Origin of the sequence: Enterococcus sp. DIV0724b, assembly GCF_050531475.1 — a bacterium.
Classification (GTDB): Bacteria; Bacillota; Bacilli; order Lactobacillales; family Enterococcaceae; genus Enterococcus_L; species Enterococcus_L haemoperoxidus.
Window position 1 is genome coordinate 3,244,395 of sequence record NZ_CP172890.1, and the last position, 20,610, is coordinate 3,265,004.

Here is a 20,610-nt window from a genome sequence, read left to right on the forward strand (position 1 = left end):
CTAGGAGAGAACTTTTTTGTTCTTTCCTAGCTGTTTATTATTTTTTCAATATTTCGTATAGTTTAGTTAAATCCAACTGTTTATACCCTTCAAAAAAAAGAGCCAATTCATCTAAAACCTTTTGATTCATCCCAGCTTGATCATTTTCAACTTGTAAAACTAACAATGGTTCATGCAAACTCATCCGCAGTAAAAACCAACCTCTCCCATACTCATCATAAACATTTACTCGAATCCCTTCATGGTTTTCAGGATCGACTTTCATGCCTCGTTGACTTAAAACAAACCCACTTAAATCTCGAATTACTTGCTCTCCATAATCACGGACATGACTGTCCAAAATTTCAAAACGTAATTCTTGGGTTTCTGCTGGTTGTTTTAATGAACTGATCAAATCACCGAGTGTTGAGCCTTCTTTTTTTAATGTAGGTAACAACATCAGAATTTTAGCGATAACATAGGCCCCATCATCTAAATAGTAGTTTTCTTTAAAGGCTGCATGTCCACTTGTTTCGATCGCTAATTGGGTATCGATTCCCTCATCATTGAGTTCAATCATTTTGTTGATCACATTGCGGTAACCAGAAATATAACGCACTTGTTTGCCACCTTTTGACTCGATAAACTCTTTCAGATGGCTTGAAGTTGGTGAGTTTGTCACAATACTGCTACCAGGATATTCAGCCAAGACAATCGTCGCTAAGACAGCGATCAAATTATTTCGATTGATGACTTCGCCTGACGCATCTACCACTGCTGAGCGGTCTACATCCGTATCAAAAATCACACCTAAATCAGCCTTATTTTTCAAAACAGCTTGTTGGATACTTGCCATCGCTTCTTTATTATCTGGATTAGGAATATGATTAGGGAACATGCCGTCAGGTTCTAAAAATTGCGAACCTGTAATGTCTGCGCCAAGTTTTGCTAAGACTTTTTCTGCAAAGAAACCACCCGCGCCATTACCAGCATCGACTATAATATGAAAACCAGATAAAGGTTTTTCTTCTGTCGTTTTCATGCCTTTACGAATTTTATCGGTTAAATCAGCAGAGTAATCTTCTAAAATCGAGTATTTGGTTACTGAACCTTTTGCTACAAGCGCAGGTTCATCAGTGTGTTCTAAGATATAAGCAATGTCCGCTTTTTCTGCACCACCAGATTTAGTGAACAGCTTTAAGCCATTAAAATAATAAGGCAAATGACTGGCTGTGATCATAATTGCTGCATCACAATCATATTGCGGAAATTGCGTAGCCATAAACATGGCTGGCGTTGTCGCTAAACCAAAGTCTAAGACTTCGACATTTTGCTCAAAAAAGCTATCGATCAAGACTTGTTTCAAACTATCTGCTGAAATACGGCTATCATGACCGATACCGATTCTCAATTTTCCCGATTGCTGTTTGTCAGCTAAGTTTTTTTTATCACGAAGCCAATGAACCATTCCGACTGCAATTTTCCCGACTTGCGCTGGTGTTAAGTTCGCTATTTTTTCCTCATGCTCTACTGCTATTCCTCTTATATCTGACCCGTTTTGTAACGCTTTCAAATCCATGTAACCAAATCTCCCTTCATTTTTTGATTGGTTCTATTTTAATCCATCATTGCTTCAAAACGTTCAACAACAGCTACTGCGTCATCTTCCGAACGAGCAATAATAATGATTGTATCAACACCTGCGACCGTTCCTGCAATTTCTTCATAACTGACTTCATCTAAAAAATTAGTGACAACATCTGCTGCGCCCATATCTGTATGAACGATGACCATAAATTGAACTCGTTCCATGCGAATTACTGAATCTTTCACAGATTCTTTTAGTTTTTCCTCACTGCTAGATGCTTGTTGTTGAGAGAATAAAGCGTATTTCACTCGACCATCTGAACCGTGCGTTTTAACGATGCTCATTTCACGTACATCTCTTGAAACAGTTGCTTGGGTTGCTTTGACACCAGATTGTTCAAGAAGTGCAATCAGGTCGTCTTGGGTTTCTATTTCATTTTCTGTGATCAGTTGCTTGATCAACCGTTGTCGGTCTGCTTTTTTCATGTTTAGCTACACTTCCTGTTTTGGTTATTTTCTTTATTATAGCGAAAGTTGGAGGAATTTGCATTTCTTTTTGGTAAAAATTACTTTATTATGAGAAAAGTTGGGTATGTGATGAAAAAAATTCGCGTTCGTTTGGTATCACGGACGCGAAGCTTTGGTTTTTATACCTGAAAATTTCTGATAAAAACTTAAGTAAGTTTAGAATGAATACAAAATATTCTATTCCTACTTTGATTCAATCAAATTGGATGCTGTAACTTTGTATAAGTTTCCAGTTAAACCAGAAATCAACATTTCATCACCAAGAAGACGAATAAAAATTTTTGCTTTCTTCTTAGTGTTTATATTTATTTGTTGCTTTTCATCGGTCAAATTATAACCTGAAAAATTATTTCTCAGATAGCTGACTACATTGATTTCATTAACCGTCTTAGACGCATGCATAAGGCGAGGTTGGGCTCTTAAAAAGCTCTTAGTCAATTTTGGGTCTCTCGAAAGATATTCTTTCAATTGATTACAAGTTGAACTAGATAAAAAATTTTTTTCTTCTAATATTTTAAGCATTGAATTAGTTTCTCGAGTTCTAAATTCCACCAATTTTTCAGAATACTTCCATTCAAATTTTTCTATATCTGAAATATATAGTATATTATTAAAAATAAAAAAATCAAAATTCAAAGGTATACGAAAAGAATTTGTTTTATTCATTCTGTAACCATTATCTCCAAATTTTTTAAACGTATTTTTCTTATATACAGTCTGCATTGGAGAAATAAGCTTGAAGGTTACTAGCATATTTACTTCATCATCAGTATCAAATCTAGAAGCCATCAAATTTATATCATCAAACTCTGGATTATCATATTTATATGTGCTTTCAATAAGTTTTTGTTTAACATTATAGATATCTGGGAAAACTTTTTGCCAATCATTAATGAAATAAATAGCGTGCTTTCGTTCATCAGCACTCATAAAGTCTACTAAATCATGTCCACTTCCTAATATAAAATCAAAATGATTTCTTTGACCGTCAAGAAAACTCGCTTCTAAATGATCCACATCATTTTTAAAATCAACATATTTGACCTTCTCAGGATCTTTCAACATAAAATGAAACTTACTAAATTTTAATTTCTCAAAATACTCTTCAATCTCATGAATCAGTTCTTGTTTCTCCATACTTTTATTCTACTCCTTTTTCAATAAGAACACGGGATACAAATTGGATATTCTCATTTTCTTCAAAATATCTTACTTTAATTTTTTTGCCTTCAAGTTCATTTATTGGATTTTTTGAAAGTAAAATTATCTCCTTTGTCACTCCATTTTCTTCAATCTCTGTACTATATATATTAAATTTCATTACATAAAACATTAATGAGGAATAGTAATCACCAGATTTGTTGAATAAGTACATAGTTAATAAAAAAGTCATTATAAAAATAAGTATGCCTCTAACCCCATCAATATCTAATGAAAAAGTCGGTAACAGATAAGATGCTACAGTTGATAAATAGGAGATATTCAACGTTTTGAGATTCTTAATTGGAATGTGATTGTTAGCCTTCTGATTTATTTTTTTCTTAAAACAAAAAAAAGTTAATATACTCATAAATAATAGACTTGCTGTGCATAAAACAAGTATATTATTCAAAGTAATAAAATTTTCAAGTAATTTTCCATCCTTATCAAAAATATCTATTTTTTTAATAATAACCATAAAAAAAATAGGAATGTTTGAAAATAAAAATAAATTCATTTTCCAAAATCTACTCATCCATATCTCCACCCTTGTAATATTTTATATAGTTTCATATTTATTATATCATAATAAATATAAACAAAAAGTTAAATATTAAGTGACTTCTAGCTCTAAATAACGAACTATAAATAATTTTTTCCACACAAACTTACATTCCCCCATTGACTCTCCACCTCACTTAAATTAAAATGGAATGAGATAGAACGAAAAAAAATCTAGCCAAACGAATCACGTTCTGCTAGACAAAATAAAAAGGCACTCTGCAGGAAGATTGGTCGTCATCCCACAGAGCCTTATACAATCAGCATCACCTGATCGTACAAGTTGCCCTTAGTCAATTTTCATTGACTGTTTTTATTTTACTCAATATTTCATGAAATTACTAGTGTTTTTTCTGATGTTCTGAGTTTAACGACAAAAACAGGTCAATGCTTCTTAATTGTACTTAGCGCGGTTTCGGCAGGTGTCCGGAACCGTTTTTTTTCGTTCTATCTTACGGTGGAGTAACGATTTTTTGAAATTTGAATAATCGTTTTTAGGAAGTTACCGCAAATCTAACTTCTTTCATCACACTTCACTTTTCTATAATGATCTGCCAATTTTGTGCTAACTTTTGACGGAGCAAGCCTTTTTTATAGACAGATTATTGTAGCCATGATAGTAACGAGGAAACAGCCGACACCTCAATATGTTAAGCGGTCACTTGACATTTTGAAGCCAAAAACAATCAGCACAAACTGATAAATCAAGTTGCCTAAGTCAATAATGCGTATAGTAAGAAAGAATGCTATCTACCAGAATCTGTAGCATTCGATCAGATGAACATTCTCCACGGCTGACTGTTTGCTCGTTACTATTTTGTAAAATATTTAATACACTATCGACGCAATCTTTGATATACTATAACTAGTTGAATAACGGCTGAAGCTCTGAAAAAGGAGTTGATGCCATAAAGATATGTCTTTATCGCTTTTATCCTGCTTTATTGCATAGGAACAGCGGTCCTTGAAAGATTTGTTAAAAGATATCGCTTCGAAAATAGTAGTCACGCTTGTGGCTTACTATATTGTTGAAGTGATTAAAATCTTTGTCACTTCTATTTTTGAGTAAAAAAAGACCACTATCTGCCCGACCAAAGTAAGATAGTGGCGATGTTATACACTTTCGAGCTTTAGTCAAAAATCAACTAAAGAGTCAGTGCTTCCGCACTGGCTTTTTTTGTAATCGTAATAATTAACAATCACCTTACTCTCAATTATACCTTACAAAGTCTCTGAAAAGCAACTTAGCATCTTGATTTTTGTAAAATATTTAATACAATATCGACGCAATTTTTGATATACTATAAATAGTTGAATAACGGCTGAAGCTCTGAAAAAGGAGTTGATGCCATAAAGATATGTCTTTATCGCTTTTGTCCTGCTTTATTGCTTAGGAAAAGCGATCCTTGAAAGATTTGTTAAAAGATATCGCTTCGAAAATAGTAGTTACGCTTGTAGCTTACTATATTATCGAAGGGATCAAACTCTTTATCACTTCTATTTTTGAGTAAAAAAAGACCACTATCTGCTCAGCTAAAGTAAGATAGTGGCATTGCAACAAACTATCGAGCTTTAGTCAAAACTCAACTAAAAAGTCAGTGTTAGTAGCACTGGCTTTTTTGTAATCATAAAAAAGATGATTACCTTCTTTTTTATTATACCTTATAAAGTATAAAAAACACAACATAAGAGATAGATAGCTCTCCTATGTTGTGCCTTTTCATCTATCAACCATTATTTTTCCAACATCTCATGCTCCACCAAATAATCATGGGCAACGGTCGCCGGATCTTTTTGCTCCACATTCACTTGGTAATTCATCTCACTCATTTCTTCTTCCGTGATCTTACCAACTAAAGGCTGCAATAATTCTTTTAATTCCGGGTATTTCTCAAGCGTTTCAGCTTTCAGCAATGGCGCACCTTGATATGGTGGAAATAGCTGTTTATTATCTTTTAAAATCACCAAATCATATTGCTTCAATTCACTATCAGTCGAATAGGCATCTACCACATTCACATCCCCATTATTGATTGCTTGGTAGCGTAATGACGGTTCCATCGACTTCACATCTAAATTCAAGTTATACAATTTTTGCAATCCTTTATACCCATCTTCACGATCGATAAATTCTAGTGTAAAACCAGCTTTTAACTGACTTTCAACTTTTTTCAGATCTTCAATGGTTTTCAGACCGTTCTCTTCTGCAAATGATCGTTTGACTGCCACCGCATACGTATTTTGATAACGCATTGGTTCGAGATAATCCATATTTTCTTGTTTCTTAATTTGATCTCGTGCGTATTCGTACACTTCTCTTGGATCATTCGATGTATTTTTGTTGTCCTTCAAAAATGTTTCAAGTACGGTTCCTGTAAATTCAGGGTAGACATCGATTTCACCAGATTTTAGTGCATTAAATAGGAAACTGGTTTTCCCAAAGTTTGATTTTAAGTTTACGTGGATATCGCTATTTGCTTCAATTAATTCTTTATACATGTTGATCAGGATATCTGGTTCTGCACCTAATTTTCCTGCAACAGTGATTTCTTTTTGTTCTGCTTCTTGATGAGTATAGACAAATGAACCCACTAATAAAGCAAGTAACACCATAAATGCGGCTACAATTCGTTTCACTGTGGCTTTTTCCAATAAATGGATTCCAAAGTTAAACAAGACCGCTAAGACAGCGGAAGAAATTGCCCCAATCAAGATCAGGTACACATTGTTTCGGTCGATCCCGAGTAAAATGAATGTTCCGAGACCTCCTGCACCGATCAAGGCCGCAAGTGTCGCTGTTCCGATGATCATAACGGTTGCTGTGCGAATCCCTGAAATAATATACGGTAACGCTAACTGCAACTCAAACTTGATTAGTTTTTCCCGTTTATTCATCCCAAAAGCTTCAGCTGCTTCTTCCAACGAAGGATCGATTTCAGTCAAGCCTGTATAGGTATTTTGCAAAATCGGAAACAGGGCATAAATCACTAACGCCACAATAGCTGGCGGACTGCCAATCCCAATAACTGGAATCAATAAACCTAATAAAGCGAGTGACGGAATCGTTTGGAAAATCCCCGTAATTTGCAGAACAAATTCAGCGACTTTTTTGTAATTCGTCAGTAGAATTGCTAACGGAATTGCGATAAGAATCGCAATCAATAATGACAATAACGATAGTTGGATATGTTCGACGACCGCTTGAATAAAGTCTTCTTTACGGGCGATAAATGTTTCGATCAGTTTTCCCATATTATTGATCACCTTCTATCTTTGTCTCTAAAAAGCGTAGAATCGTTCGATCTGTGATTTCACCGATTGGACCATCTTCATCGACTAATACAACGGTTTTTCCTTCTACAAGTAATCGAATCACTGTTGGTAAATCTGTTCCTACAGTCACAGTGGTTTCACTCTCTACTTGTCCATCCTCTACAAAACCAGCGGCTACTAAATCCTCTGCACAATAATTTTCCAAATTGGCATGCTCATGTTGAAAGAACTGCGCCACAAATTCATTGGCTGGATGACTTTTGATAGCTTCTGGTGTATCTGTTTGAACGATTTTACCGTCTTTCATCACACAAATCCGATCGCCTAAAAGAAGAGCCTCATTCATATCATGGGTCACAAAAACAACAGTGCTGGCTAATTCTTTATGCAGCTCTTTGATCAACAATTGTAATTGTCCTTTGGAAATTGGATCTAATGCACTGAACGGTTCGTCCATTAAAATAATATCTGGTTTGGCTGCGATCGCTCGTAAGATTCCGATCCGTTGTTGTTCGCCACCAGATAACTCAGCAGGTTTTCGATGAAGGTATTCTTCAGGCGGTAAGCTAACTTTTCTTAGTAATTCTTCCGTTCTTTCCCGTCTTTTGGCTTTGCTCCAGTGTTTCATTTCTGGAATCAATTCAATGTTTTCAGCAACTGTTAGATTTGGGAATAGTGCGATTTGCTGAAGGACATAGCCGATTGTTAAGCGTAGCTCTTTTAGATTGTAATCGATCAGCCTTTGCTCGTTAAAATAGATATCGCCGTCTGTTGGTTCGATCAAGCGATTGATCATTTTTAAAGTAGTTGTTTTTCCGCTCCCACTTGGACCTACTAATACAAAAAATTCACCGTCCTCAATTGAGACATCGAAGTCTTCCAATACTAATTGGTCGTTGTATTTTTTTGATACGTTTTGGAAATTAATCATTTGTTCACCTCATTTTTTCTTGTGTGCACGTGCTATTTATCTTTAGGTAATCTTTCATTATTTTTAAGTATGTTTATAAGTATACTTGAAAATGTCCGATGTTTCTAACGACTTGTTTCTATTGTACAGAAAAAAACCTGACAACTGTCTGTCAGGTTTTCTGATTTTTTTAAATTAGCGTGGCGAAGTTTATTTCGCCAAACGATAAATCGCATCCGCATAAATGGCTGTTGCACGGAATAAATCATCCAATGCCATAAATTCATTGGCTTGGTGCATTGTATCTGTATAGCCTGGGAACATTGCGCCGTAAGCCACACCACGTTTTAGTAAACGTCCGTATGTTCCACCGCCGATAATTTGTTCGTGACCTTTTTGACCAGTATGATCTTCGTAAACTTGTAATAATGTTTCAACTAATGGATCATCCGCTGGAACATAATGCGGTTCTTGATTACGTCCGCCTTGAACGATCTCTGCACCGATAGCGCCTGCTGTAGCTTTCACACCAGCTTCTAAATCAGCAGCCGTTGTTCCTTTAGGGTAACGGAAATTCAAGCTCATAAAGTTGCCTTCTTCAGCATCTTTCTTGAAGACGAATAAACCAGCGTTCATTGTTAATTTACCCATTTTAGCATCTTCAAAAGCTACGCCTAATTTTTCACCATAGAAATCTTCATGGACAAGTGTTGCTGCAACTTGAATAAATTCTTTCGCTCCGCCAGCAAATGCATAGCTGTTTAGGAATACTGCTAAGAATGTCGCCGCATTGATCCCTGATTGCGGACTAGCACCATGTGCACCTTTTCCTACAACTTTGATCGTTACACTTGTACCATTCGCTTCTAACTCGCCAGAAATCGGCTCTTCATCCACAAATACACTAAATGCGCCTTGCATTTTTTCTGCCACTTCGGCAGTTGGAACAGTGATTACAGCGGTTGCTGTACCTGGAACCATGTTTTCACGTAAACCAGCATTGAAGCTTTCTAAAACATATTCGCCTTCGCTTGATCCGCCAAAACGAGCGTATAAAGAGACATTCCCTTTTTCACCGTTGATGATTGGGAATTCTGCATCTGGAGAGAAACCGAAATCAGGAGTTTCTTCATGTTTGAAGTAATAATCCATATCGCCCCAGCCGCTTTCTTCGTCACTACCAACGACAAAACGAACTTTTTTAGATAATGGTAACCCTAAATCTTTGATGATTCGTAATGCATAATAAGCGGCCATACTTGGGCCTTTGTCGTCACTTGAACCACGGGCAAAGATTTTACCGTCTTTGATGACAGGCTCATAAGGATCCGTATCCCAGCCGTCACCAGCAGGTACAACGTCCATATGTCCGAAAATTCCTAACGTTTCATCGCCTTCGCCGTATTCAATATGACCAGCATAGTTATCAACATTTTTCACAACAAAACCATCACGTTCGCCATACGCTAACATATGTTTTAAGCCAGCAACAGGTCCTGGTCCAAATGGTGCATCCGGTGTTACTTTTGAATCATCACGCTCACTATTGATGCGTAATAAATTTTGTAAATCTTCTAATAGCGCATCTTTACGTGCGTCTACTTCTTTTTGCCAATCAATTGTCATTTTTTAGTCACTCCAATTCATTATTCTACCTCCCCATCATACCACTAACTGGCTTAAAAGAAAAAGGCGGGAACAGTTTTTTCTGTAATATTTTGCGCTTCATTCTAAACAGTTTTATACTGAAGGTAAATCACGAAAGGAGAATATTCAGATGAAAGAACTATCAAAAGAAAATTTGACTGCTGTGATCAAGACTCGCCTACAAAATTCTCACAAAGGAACCTTTGGACGTTCCGTTTTGATTGGTGGAAATGACTCGTATGGCGGAGCAATCATTATGAGTGCAGAAGCTTGCGTTAAAGCAGGTTGTGGCTTAACTTCTGTTAGTACAGCTGAAAAAAATCATACTGCACTTCATGCTCGCTTACCTGAGGCGATGGTTCTTGATTGGACGCTCACTCAAGAATTCAATGATTTAATTGATACAGCAGATGTCATTTTAATTGGACCTGGTCTAGGGCTAGATACTCATAGTCAACATATTTTAGACAACGTCTTACAACAGCAAAAATCGTCCCAGTGGCTTGTGATCGACGGGTCTGCTATTACTTTATTTGCGCAAAATCATTATTCTTTAAACTACCCAAAACAAGTTGTATTCACACCTCATAAAATGGAATGGGAACGTCTAAGTGGCCTTAAAATCATTGATCAAACTGTCGAAAATAACCAACTTTGGCAAATGAAACTAGGGGCTACGATTGTTTTAAAAAGCCATCGAACTGAAATTTATACCGCCAACGCAAAATACAAAAACCCCTTAGGATCACCTGCCATGGCAACTGGTGGTATGGGTGATACACTTGCTGGGATGATTGCTAGTTTTCTAGCGCAATTTAAAGAAAAAGAAGCGGCCGTTTGTGCAGCCGTTTATTTGCATAGTTTCATTGGAGAAGAATTAGGGAAAGAAAATTACGTGGTCTTACCGACTGAAATCAGTAAGAATTTGCCCTATTACATGAAACGTTTTGAACAGTTACACAATAAAACAGAAGGAAAACGATAATCATTTTTCCTCTGTTTTATTTTCTAGGAATCCTGTTTGTAAAATCCTCATATAAATCTCTGCTCGTTCTGCTAAAAAATCCATTTGTTTGACCTCGGTAACTTCTGGATCAGCTTTCAAAAGCTGCAAACTTTCAGTAGAGATTTGATTAAATACACCCAAAACTAACTGAACAACATCTTGTTTTTTAATGCCTTTTTTGATCGGCAATTGTCCAAGAATTCTAGTTAATAACGGATAGGTGATGTTCGTATTTCCATCCATATACTGTGTTAACTTAACTTGGATTCCTTTTGGTAGCAGATGTTTTTGTATATATGCCGCTTTCAACAATTGAAGATGTTTCGGATAAGCTTGTTCTAATTTCATTTTATGCTGAATCGATACAACTATGACTTCTACCAAATCTGGATTCTTTTCCGTAAATAAATCCTTTGATTGTTCAGTTAAAAAATCAACCACTGCACTGATCGTTCGTTCATATAATACGTGTTTTTTACCAAAATAATGGAAAATCAATCCTTTTGAAACGTCAGCATCGTTTGCAATCTGATCCGTACTGGATTTTTGATATCCATACTTTGCAAAATGGCTTAATGCCGCTTCTAAAATTCGGTCGTATTTTTTTTGATCGATCTTGACTTCGTTCACTAGACTTTCAAATCCTTCCGTTGATAAACTCCATATGTTCCAGCTAAAAATAAAATAAGCAGGACACTCAATGAAGCCACATTTCCAACAGATAACCCTTTATCCAACAAGTTGCCTGGAATCCCCATATGTGTGGGTGAAACATTTTTTGCCCAACTAAATGAGTCATTCAAATCTGAAAAAATGCCAATTAAATAAAACCCAAACACAATACCTAATGAAATACTGGTACTTTGTTTACTAGATTTTAAAAATGTCGAAACAAAAAAGCCCAGTGTTAAGAAAAACAACAAAATCAAACTTTCTTGGATATAGATTCTACTGATTTCTCTGATGATCGTTGCAGCAGAATCACTTGATTGGCGATATAATAGCGTTGAACCTACAGAAACTGCAAATGAAAATAACCAAAAAATAGCTAGAATCAATACATTTCCCACAAATTTACTTGTCACGATCCCAATACGTGTTACAGGTTGTGCATATAAGAATTCAATCGTGCCATCTGTCTCTTCTTTGATCAAAGACTGACTTCCCAGCATCATAGCATAAATGCATGCTGCTAAAAACATATACTGAAAATAGTAACCAAAGAACCCGGTAGCTACTAAAAAGCTTGTTTGTCCACTCACGCTAATGTTGAACGTCTTTAGTAAGGATGGAGATAACCCGTTCAATTTAGCGCCCAAAAGATCCTCCATCGCTGAACTGTGCATTTGGGGATAAACTGCACTAAAGCCAAAAATAATAACGGCAAATAAAATAGTCCAAATGATCAGCCCCTTTACTAACGACTTACTTTCGATTTTTGCTGTAATCATTTTCCATCTCCTCCTTCATACAAGGCCATAAACTGATCTTCTAATTCAGGATTTGTGATCGTAAAATCTTGAATCGAAGTATCACTCAATAGTGGCAGGACTTTACGGAAATCACCTTCGTATAATAATCGAGTTTCATTTCCTTGGTGTTTTAAAATAGCAGCACCCATTTGTTCAAATAACGACAATGGGATGTGATCACCAATCAATGTGATGACTTTACCTAATGATTTTTCCTTTGTAATATCTTGAACTGTGATGATTTTTCCTTGACGAATAAAGGCTGCTCGATGTGCGTGTTGTTGAACTTCATTTAAATCATGGCTGGATAAAAAAATTGTCATGCCTTTTTTATTGTATTTTTCTAACTCTTCAAATAGACGGTGCTGCATTAATGGGTCCAACCCATTGGTAGGTTCGTCTAAAATCAGTAATTCTGGATTTGGTAAGATACCTGCTGTAATCGCAATTTTCTTTTTATTTCCTAGTGATAGATCGGACATTTTTTTATGAGCATCTATATCAAACAACTCAATAAAATAATCGATTTGCTGTTTGCTGTTTTTTAGTTGGTGAAAATCAGCCACGTATTTAAGCACGTCAATTGTTGTCATATTTGGATAAAAACGGACATCGCTTGATACATAACCTGTACGCTTACGAATTTCTTTAACATCTTTAATGCTATCCAAACCAAGTAAAGTAGCTGTTCCTTGATCAGGATAGATAAAATTTAGCATGGCTTTGATTGTCGTTGATTTTCCGGCACCATTTGGACCGATAAAACCGTAGATTTCACCTTTTTCTACTGATAAATCTACTTGATCGATAGCTGCTTGTTTTTTGTATAGCTTGGTCAACCCTTTCAGTTCAATAGCATTCATTTTATTATTCCTCCTCATTGACTAGTCAGTCAATAGAAGTATATACCTGCACTGACTGGCTAGTCAAAGAAAAAACAACAAGAAGGAATTGTTTAAATAAACAGTCGCTTCTTGTTGTCTTTTCTTGCACCTTTTGGAAATTTATATATTGTTGTACGAATAAACAGCGAGAAAAAAGCAAACTAAACTCCGTTCTGATCATCTCAATTCTCGGAGCTAAAACCTTTTATTTAGGTCTCTTTTAGGTCTTCAAGCTCTTTTTCAGTCAAAGCTCGATATTCACCTAAGGTCAAGTCTTCATCTAGCCATAACGTTCCCATTCGCAACCGTTTTAGGTAAAGTACTTTTTTATCGACCGCTTCAAACATGCGTTTTACTTGATGAAATTTTCCTTCTTGAATAATCAAACGTATTTCTGAGATTTCGCTTGTTTCGTCTACTGATTCAATCATTAGTTCACTCGGTTTGACTTGCTCTTTATTGTTCAACGCAAATCCTTCCGCAAACTGACGTACATCTTTTTCAGTTACGACTCCTTGAACTTTTGCGAAGTATTCTTTGTCTACATGTTTTTTAGGAGATAATAATTGATGAGCCAGTTGTCCATCATTCGTTAACAGCAACAAACCTTCTGTATCCTTATCCAGACGACCGACAGGAAATAGATCTTCGCGATAGTCTTCATTTCTTAGTATATCTATTACTGTTTGATCCCATTTATCTTCTGTTGCTGAGATCACGCCTTGCGGTTTGTGCAACAAATAATAGTAATATTTTTGATAGGTTAATGTTTCTCCAGCAAATTTAATGCTATCCTGCTTTTCATCAATGTGTGTCTTACCATCTTTGATGACCTTCTCATTTACAGTGACTAATCCTTTTTTCAACAATTGTTTGGCTTCTTTCCGACTGCCAACTCCAGTTTCTGCAAGAAATTTATCTAAACGCATATGATCCTCCAGTTTTAAAAGCGTATGTATTTTAACGAAAATAGCGGAACATTGCGTCCCGCTATTGATTTCGTTTTATTTATTTTATTTTCAACTTACGACGAATTTTAACTACACTTGCTCCTAGTAATTTGTCCGCTAAGCGCAGTTTTAATGTGATATATCCGTATACTGCTCCGCCAAATGCCGCTACGATCATGATAATCACAAAAGATTGGAATTTGCGTGTTGGATCCAAGAATAGATACAAGAATTGTCTCATCACGATTGCTGCAATCATCATTACTAATGTGATCAAAAAAATCAATAAACCGCGTCGTAACGTCAAGCCAAAATTAAAGTGACTGACTTTCTTGATTTTTCTCATGATCAACACGCAAGATAGCGCAAACCCGATCATCGTAGCAATCAATGGGCCATAAACTTCGAAAAGTCGTATACTTGGATATTGAACGATCAATTTCAAAGCAAGACCTAAACCAAAGTATTTGATGGCGGCCTTATTCTCATACATCCCCATTAACATTGTTGATGATAACATATATAATCCCATAAACAAACCAGCAAAACAGGCTTGAATCAAGACCGAAACACCTAAGTCATCTGGTGCATAAAACATTGTATAAAGTGGTTTTGCTAAGACGATCATACCGAATGTCGCCGGCAACATCACAAACATAAACAATTGAAAATTATTACTAATCAATTTAGACAAATCACGGTATTTTTTCAAGGTAATCGCTTCAGTGATCAATGGTAACCCTGTAGCTGAAATAGAGGTTGCTAACGCAATCACTACCATTGTTAGTTTATCTGGGTTTGCATTAAATATTGCAAACAAAGTTCTCAACTGACTGCCAGAATATGCGGTAAAGGTATTCATAAAATTAGAAAATGTAAACTGGTCAACTAGTTTAAAAACTGTCACACCTGATCCAACAATAATAAACGGAATTGCTTCTTTTAAAGTCTCTGTCAATAAATCTCGAGTTGAAGCTTCATGCTCATTGGCACTGTGAGCTTCAAGATAGTCAAACATTGGTTTTTGTTTACGAATATAGTAAAGTAAAACAACTAAGCTAGCTAACATTCCTACGAATGCGGCAAGTGTTGATTGTGTTACTGCATCAACATAATTTCCATCGATGACTTTCATAATAATAAATGCTGTCAATAACATATAAAAAACACGTGCAACTTGTTCAACAATTTGTGACAAAGCATAAGGCATCATATCTTGGTTTCCTTGGAAATACCCTCGAACAACGCTCATACAAGGAAAAATCAATACAGCTAAACTTAGTGAACGCATCGTTGGAATCAATTCTTCTCCGCCGCCTGACCACTTAGCTAGAAGTGGTGCTGCAAGATACATTATGATTGCAAAAATAGCACCTAAAATAGCCATCAACTGAAGAGCCTTATAAAAAAGCTGTCGGCTGAGCTTATATTCATTCAATGAATTGTAATAAGAGGTCTGCTTAGCTATAGCCGCAGGAAGCCCCGCTGTAGATATTAATAAAAAGAGAGCATACACAGTATATCCCATTGAAGATAAACTATTTGCTTCGTTGGCGTGTTCTCCCATCCATGCGTACCATGGGATAATGTATACCGCACCCAACAAACGAGAAATTATATTACTAGCTGTCATCCAAGCAGATCCTTTAACCATTTTCTCTTGGTTAGTCAAGATCGGTTGATCAGCAGGATTTGGTTGATTTATCATTTAACTCCTCCAACTTTCTTTGAACATGCTTTCTTTATTTTAATTGTTAAACCAAGTATATGCAACGACTTTCTTGAATAAATTAACTTATTTATACTTTCCACACAGATTTTGTAAAAAAACAGTCGTTTTCATATTTTAAATATCTAAAAACCAACGAAACACTTCATTTATAACTATTCCATTTTTGTTTATATTAAAAGAAAAAAAACGCTCTATACTAATTAAATTTTGTGATTATTTTTATATTAGATAAAAAAATACTTATTATATGATTGTTATTTTAATTCCTTTTTTATATTAGAATGAGACGTATTTGCATTAAGAATTTCGCAATCTTTTTTCCCCACCTACCAGTCAAGCGCCTTGAAGTTTTGACGTTTAAATTGTATGATGAATTTCTAAAGTTTTCTATCCAAAAAATCTGAAAATCAGATTATTAGATACTGCTTGGAGGCGTAATGATGACTATTTCTTTAGAAACAATCCGAGAATGTTTACTTGAAGAACATCTTTTAAAAGAATTTACTTCAGCTGACGGCTGGTCTTTGACCTTACCTACCTCGTTGAATAATAAAAATTTTGACACTCTTTCCTATGATTCCCGTACTGTAAATGCTAATACTCTTTTTTTCTGTAAAGGAATGAATTTCAAATCAGAGTATTTAGAAATGGCAGTCAAATCTGGGCTTACTGTTTATGTAGCAGAACAACCTTATGATGTCCCCGCAACATTAGGAATCATTGTGACAGATATCAAAAAGGCAATGGCTGTTTTAAGCATGGCTTTTTATGACTATCCGCAAAATAAATTAAAATTAATTGGTTTTACTGGCACAAAAGGCAAAACAACTGCTGCTTACTTTACTAAATTTATCTTAGATAACGCTACAAATAACAAAACAGCCATGTTGTCTACTATGAACTCTACGTTAGATGGAAAAACCTTTTTCAAATCACATTTAACAACCCCTGAGTCACTTGACCTTTATCAAATGATGGCAGAAGCTGTAAAAAACAACATGACTCATTTCATTATGGAAGTGTCATCTCAAGCTTACAAAACAAATCGCGTGTATGGTTTATTTTTTGATGTAGGAATTTTCCTAAATATTACACCGGATCATATCAGTCCGATCGAACATCCAACATTTGATGATTACTTTTACTGTAAACGACAACTAATTAAGCATTCAAAAACGATGATTTTTAATCACGAATCCGATTATTTTCAATTATTGAAAGAAACAGCTGAATTGCATAAAATTCCTTATATCGTTTATGGCGACCAAGCATCTCCAGACACAGATTATATCTATCAAACCTGTGCAGATGATTCTCTTGCCTTTTCTATCAAAGGAAAAAATGACTCCTTAGCTGTTTCTGGTGAGTATCACTTGCGTTTGGGCGGTGATTTTAATAAGGGGAATGCCTTGAGCGCTGTTCTTGCTAGTGCCTTAGTTGGCGCTACACGCAATGACTGTGAGAAAGGAATCAAAGAAACGACTGTTCCTGGACGAATGGAATTATTAACGAATACAAATGGTGCAAAAATCTATGTAGATTATGCGCATAATTATGATAGTTTAAAAAATCTGTTAGCCTTTGTCAAAAAAGAGCATCCTACTGGCCGTTTACTTGTGGTGATTGGCAGTACTGGAAATAAAGCTATTTCCAGAAGAAAAGATTTCGGTACTGTCTTATCTGAATTAGCTGATATTGCTATCTTAACTACAGATGATCCAGCTGATGAAAATCCCGTTACGATTTGCGAAGAGATTCAATCATACATCACAACGGATATTCCAGTTGAAATAATTGAAGACCGCAGTGAAGCAATTGAAAAAGCTTTGGCAATGAGTCTAGCAGAAGACGCCGTCGTCTTAGCTGGAAAAGGCGCAGACCTATACCAAAAAGTAGGTGGAGAAGATACGCCTTATGAAGGTGATTTCTATATTGCTGAACGTCTAATACTTAAATAACCTGAGAGGTTGGAACAGGTGTGTTTAATCCCAAAAACCAAGTAGGGACTATGCAACATCAACTCCTACTTCGTTGTGTTTTACAGCAAATAAGAAGGAATTGCTTCTGCTTCCTCCATTTATACCGATTCCATGTGGGCGGGATATAACTCAAAGAGTTATCTCTCACTCACATTTTTCTAGTGTCATCCCATAAACATCATTATTAGTGTCATCAATACTAAACTGATCAAAATACTCGCAGAAGACGTAAATCCAACTGTCTCTTCCGGCATTCCGACCTTAACGCTATTGATCACCGAAAAAGTTGGCATGGGTGCCACACTCAATACGACTAAAACAATCCGTAACAATGGATCTAGCGGAATGACAAAAGCAAATAATAACGCAAAAATCGCTCCACATAAATAACGCCAAACTAAAACTTCTTTTACTAAGTGCAGCGCTTTTTTAGGTAAACGTAATTCAAAATATAGTCCGATCATAAACATCGATAAAAAACCATTTGCCTTGGCAATCATTTCTAACACACCCAACACTTCCACAGGTAAGTTAAACTGAATGATTCGTAACAGCAACATAACCATATACGCTGTAAACGGTGCTGATTTAAACAAAGCTAAAACGATTTTCTTAAACGTAGTCTCTTCTTTAGTCCCAACCACTTTATCAATCAACAAGGTGGTTCCACCTGTCAACATCACGCTATTGCCAATATCAAACATCAAAAGAAATGGCACCGCTAACGGATAAAAACCTTGGATAAACGGCAAACTAAAATTACCAATATTATAGCCTGACATTGAATACATTTGGAATTTCTGCTCTAAAACGGAACGTTTCTTACTTACTTTACCACCAATCAAAATAACCAAGATATTCAAAACAATTCCCATTGCTAATAAGAAAAATAGCGTGCCTGAAACAACCACGTTAGCTAAACTAACGATCACGGTTGCCGGCAAGGTAATATTTACAATAATAACTGACAACATACCACCATCTGCTTTACTCAGCAAGCCAATTCGCTTCATTAAATACCCTAAAAATATAACAAAACAGAACCCAATTGCCTGTAATAAAATTTCCTTCATCCAACGCACCCCTCACTTAATTATTTCTAACACTACCATAAATTATAGCAAAAAAATTTATTCCTTACTGGTTTGAATAAGAAAACATCTGTGCAACTTTTTTGCACAGATGTTTTTTGTTTTTTTCACTTAGCTAACTTACTTTATTCTTAGACAATAAAAATTTTCGTACTAACAATAGCATCAAACTACCAATGGCAAGAAAATACAAAGGCATCATCCATAAAGTCTCATTATGCAATTTACTCATGCAAAACGTGAATAGACTAACCAACAAGTAATAACCTAAGCTAAAGATTGCTCCTGCAGTGCCGATCACATCTTGAAAATCGGTCAACGCTAAACTTAGACAATTAGGCAAAGCCATCCCTGCTCCAGTTAACAAGATAAAAATCCCCATCAACATTAGCCAAAACTGGATACTCTCCAGAAGAATACTTCCCCCACTGACACAAAGCAGAAAAATTGCACCAAACACCAACGTTCTAATCCCAATCAAAATAATTTTTTCCGGTGAATAAACTGGCAGTAACCTTTTGGACAATAAAGAGCCTAGAATCGACGCACCTGCCACACCAATGCCTAAAAATCCATACATCGCTGCCGATAAATGAAATTGTTCTATAAAGATAAATGGCGCTTCTGCATAGTAACTGAATAAAATACCATTGATCGCGCCTATTAAAAAACCATAAGTCAATACTTTAGGATTTATTAAAAATCGTTTAATGATCGGCAATAATTTTACTGGTACTCGCTTATTAACTTCAAACGTTTCAGGCAAGCGCAAAAATGCATAACAGAATATCAAAACACTCATCAATACTAATACAAGAAAGACAGCTCTAAACCCCCAATACTGATCAACAACACCGCCAATCAATGGACCAATCGCCGGAGTAAACGCAAGAGCTGCAGAAATTTGCGCAAATAACGCATGGCGCTGATTACCAGAATAACTTTCACGTAATATTGTTTGAGTTACAACGGATCCTGTACTGGCACCAAAAGCCTGAACAAATCGAGCCATAAGTAATATCTCAATCGTTGATGAGCGAAAACAAAGAAAACTACCTAACCCGTAAAACAACAATCCATAAAGCATAGCCTTACGTCGCCCAACAAAATCAGACAACCAGCCCCAAAAGAACACACCTAGCGCAAAAGCTAGAAAATAAATACTCAACGTTAACTGAACCATTGCCATGGATGTTTGAAAATCATGGGCAATATCTGGCAGCGACGGAGTAAAAATCGTTTCACTGATCTGTGGAAATCCAACTAAAACAATCAGTAACACTAAAGATGGTACACGAATTTTGATGCTTTTTTTCAAAATACTTCCTCCTAAATTAAAAGCGAGGTGGGCTCATTCAGCTCTGACTGAAAAATAGGAAAATATGGTTGTGGCGTTCTTTGTCACTGACATATTTTATCTTTTTTACGAAGAGCTAGCCCACTTAGCTAGATAAAATTAAAAGCGAGGTGGGCTCATTCAGCTTTGACTGAAAAATAGGAAAATATGGTTGTGGCGTTCTTTGTCACTGACATATTTTATCTTTTTTTACGAAGAGCTAGCCCACTTAGCAATTTCATTACCTTACAGAGTTGAAAAAAAACATCTATCTCCGGGAAGCGGCGGGAGCATGATCAATATTAATTTATATGTATTCACCAGCGAATCACTTCCTTTTCTTTTACTATACGTTTATTTAACATCTTCTTTATGGTAGCATATATCCAGTTACGATTTCAATTCCAACAATACTTTAACTATCATCACTTTTCTGGTTTTAAGTATTGACCGTTCAAACTTTTATCAGAAAATA

At 35.8% G+C, this 20,610-nt stretch carries 16 protein-coding genes; 2 read left to right on the forward strand and 14 right to left on the reverse strand.

Translation table 11 applies throughout. The features are described 5' to 3' along the window. Nucleotides 1-37 precede the first annotated feature (37 nt). The 7 genes from IGJ02_RS15080 to pepV form a co-directional block, all read right to left on the reverse strand. The gene (locus IGJ02_RS15080) at nt 38-1,558 is read right to left on the reverse strand and encodes a phosphomannomutase/phosphoglucomutase (protein ID WP_430602582.1); all 1,521 of its coding nucleotides are present in this window, start codon (nt 1,556-1,558) and stop codon (nt 38-40) included. Between the two features lie 38 nt (nt 1,559-1,596). Beyond that, nucleotides 1,597-2,052 carry an arginine repressor gene (argR, locus tag IGJ02_RS15085; RefSeq protein WP_010762378.1) on the reverse strand — a complete coding sequence of 152 codons (456 nt, stop codon included), beginning with the start codon at nt 2,050-2,052 and terminating at the stop codon, nt 1,597-1,599. A gap of 225 nt (nt 2,053-2,277) precedes the next feature. Next, nucleotides 2,278-3,231, reverse strand: coding sequence for a Kiwa anti-phage protein KwaB-like domain-containing protein (locus IGJ02_RS15090; RefSeq protein WP_430602584.1), 954 nt, complete (start codon nt 3,229-3,231; stop codon nt 2,278-2,280). A 4-nt stretch (nt 3,232-3,235) separates the two neighbouring features. Further along, the gene (locus IGJ02_RS15095) at nt 3,236-3,829 is read right to left on the reverse strand and encodes a hypothetical protein (RefSeq protein ID WP_430602585.1); all 594 of its coding nucleotides are present in this window, start codon (nt 3,827-3,829) and stop codon (nt 3,236-3,238) included. Nucleotides 3,830-5,589: 1,760 nt separating this feature from the next. Continuing rightward, complete coding sequence (locus tag IGJ02_RS15100) at nt 5,590-7,107, reverse strand: ABC transporter permease/substrate-binding protein (RefSeq protein WP_430602586.1); 1,518 nt, start codon at nt 7,105-7,107, stop codon at nt 5,590-5,592. 1 nt (nt 7,108) lies between these two features. Further along, a complete protein-coding gene (locus IGJ02_RS15105) occupies nt 7,109-8,059 on the reverse strand; it encodes an ABC transporter ATP-binding protein (RefSeq protein ID WP_430602587.1) in 951 nt (316 codons plus the stop codon). Nucleotides 8,060-8,248: 189 nt separating this feature from the next. After that, nucleotides 8,249-9,664, reverse strand: coding sequence for a dipeptidase PepV (gene pepV / locus IGJ02_RS15110; RefSeq protein WP_430602588.1), 1,416 nt, complete (start codon nt 9,662-9,664; stop codon nt 8,249-8,251). A 151-nt stretch (nt 9,665-9,815) separates the two neighbouring features. Here pepV and IGJ02_RS15115 point away from each other — a divergent pair, with 151 nt between their 5' ends. Further along, nucleotides 9,816-10,670 (forward strand): NAD(P)H-hydrate dehydratase, encoded by an 855-nt coding sequence (locus IGJ02_RS15115; protein WP_430602589.1) that lies wholly within the window; start codon nt 9,816-9,818, stop codon nt 10,668-10,670. On the opposite strand, the gene IGJ02_RS15120 is transcribed toward IGJ02_RS15115, so the two are convergent. From IGJ02_RS15120 to IGJ02_RS15140, 5 genes are all read right to left on the reverse strand, one after another. Next, on the reverse strand, nt 10,671-11,321 hold the full coding sequence (locus IGJ02_RS15120) for a TetR/AcrR family transcriptional regulator (RefSeq protein ID WP_430602590.1): 651 nt from the start codon (nt 11,319-11,321) through the stop codon (nt 10,671-10,673). Continuing rightward, nucleotides 11,321-12,142 (reverse strand): ABC transporter permease subunit, encoded by an 822-nt coding sequence (locus tag IGJ02_RS15125; protein WP_010762366.1) that lies wholly within the window; start codon nt 12,140-12,142, stop codon nt 11,321-11,323. The genes IGJ02_RS15120 and IGJ02_RS15125 overlap by 1 nt, the downstream gene beginning before the upstream one ends. After that, nucleotides 12,139-13,026 (reverse strand): ABC transporter ATP-binding protein, encoded by an 888-nt coding sequence (locus tag IGJ02_RS15130; RefSeq protein WP_430602592.1) that lies wholly within the window; start codon nt 13,024-13,026, stop codon nt 12,139-12,141. The genes IGJ02_RS15125 and IGJ02_RS15130 overlap by 4 nt, the downstream gene beginning before the upstream one ends. Nucleotides 13,027-13,256: 230 nt before the next feature. Beyond that, complete coding sequence (locus IGJ02_RS15135) at nt 13,257-13,976, reverse strand: pseudouridine synthase (RefSeq protein ID WP_430602593.1); 720 nt, start codon at nt 13,974-13,976, stop codon at nt 13,257-13,259. A gap of 79 nt (nt 13,977-14,055) precedes the next feature. Beyond that, nucleotides 14,056-15,705 (reverse strand): putative polysaccharide biosynthesis protein, encoded by a 1,650-nt coding sequence (locus tag IGJ02_RS15140; protein WP_430602594.1) that lies wholly within the window; start codon nt 15,703-15,705, stop codon nt 14,056-14,058. Nucleotides 15,706-16,169: 464 nt separating this feature from the next. Here IGJ02_RS15140 and IGJ02_RS15145 point away from each other — a divergent pair, with 464 nt between their 5' ends. Continuing rightward, nucleotides 16,170-17,687, forward strand: coding sequence for a UDP-N-acetylmuramoyl-L-alanyl-D-glutamate--L-lysine ligase (locus IGJ02_RS15145; protein WP_430602596.1), 1,518 nt, complete (start codon nt 16,170-16,172; stop codon nt 17,685-17,687). A 185-nt stretch (nt 17,688-17,872) separates the two neighbouring features. Here the strand turns inward: IGJ02_RS15145 and IGJ02_RS15150 are convergent, their stop codons facing one another. Together IGJ02_RS15150 and IGJ02_RS15155 are read right to left on the reverse strand one after the other, a co-directional pair. Beyond that, nucleotides 17,873-18,781: an AEC family transporter gene (locus IGJ02_RS15150; protein WP_430602597.1), complete on the reverse strand. Its 909-nt coding sequence runs from the start codon at nt 18,779-18,781 to the stop codon at nt 17,873-17,875. Between the two features lie 133 nt (nt 18,782-18,914). Beyond that, the gene (locus tag IGJ02_RS15155) at nt 18,915-20,117 is read right to left on the reverse strand and encodes a multidrug effflux MFS transporter (RefSeq protein ID WP_430602598.1); all 1,203 of its coding nucleotides are present in this window, start codon (nt 20,115-20,117) and stop codon (nt 18,915-18,917) included. Between the last annotated feature and the right edge of the window lie 493 nt (nt 20,118-20,610).

Coding starts and splice junctions, on each gene's coding strand:
- argR (WP_010762378.1), bottom strand. CDS start 2,052: ATGAAAAAAGCAGACCGACAACGGTTGATCAAGCAACTGATCACAGAA.
- IGJ02_RS15145 (WP_430602596.1), top strand. CDS start 16,170: ATGACTATTTCTTTAGAAACAATCCGAGAATGTTTACTTGAAGAACAT.
- IGJ02_RS15130 (WP_430602592.1), bottom strand. CDS start 13,026: ATGAATGCTATTGAACTGAAAGGGTTGACCAAGCTATACAAAAAACAA.
- IGJ02_RS15095 (WP_430602585.1), bottom strand. CDS start 3,829: ATGAGTAGATTTTGGAAAATGAATTTATTTTTATTTTCAAACATTCCT.
- IGJ02_RS15105 (WP_430602587.1), bottom strand. CDS start 8,059: ATGATTAATTTCCAAAACGTATCAAAAAAATACAACGACCAATTAGTA.
- IGJ02_RS15080 (WP_430602582.1), bottom strand. CDS start 1,558: ATGGATTTGAAAGCGTTACAAAACGGGTCAGATATAAGAGGAATAGCA.
- IGJ02_RS15100 (WP_430602586.1), bottom strand. CDS start 7,107: ATGGGAAAACTGATCGAAACATTTATCGCCCGTAAAGAAGACTTTATT.
- IGJ02_RS15125 (WP_010762366.1), bottom strand. CDS start 12,142: ATGATTACAGCAAAAATCGAAAGTAAGTCGTTAGTAAAGGGGCTGATC.
- IGJ02_RS15140 (WP_430602594.1), bottom strand. CDS start 15,705: ATGATAAATCAACCAAATCCTGCTGATCAACCGATCTTGACTAACCAA.
- IGJ02_RS15150 (WP_430602597.1), bottom strand. CDS start 18,781: ATGAAGGAAATTTTATTACAGGCAATTGGGTTCTGTTTTGTTATATTT.
- pepV (WP_430602588.1), bottom strand. CDS start 9,664: ATGACAATTGATTGGCAAAAAGAAGTAGACGCACGTAAAGATGCGCTA.
- IGJ02_RS15090 (WP_430602584.1), bottom strand. CDS start 3,231: ATGGAGAAACAAGAACTGATTCATGAGATTGAAGAGTATTTTGAGAAA.
- IGJ02_RS15135 (WP_430602593.1), bottom strand. CDS start 13,976: ATGCGTTTAGATAAATTTCTTGCAGAAACTGGAGTTGGCAGTCGGAAA.
- IGJ02_RS15115 (WP_430602589.1), top strand. CDS start 9,816: ATGAAAGAACTATCAAAAGAAAATTTGACTGCTGTGATCAAGACTCGC.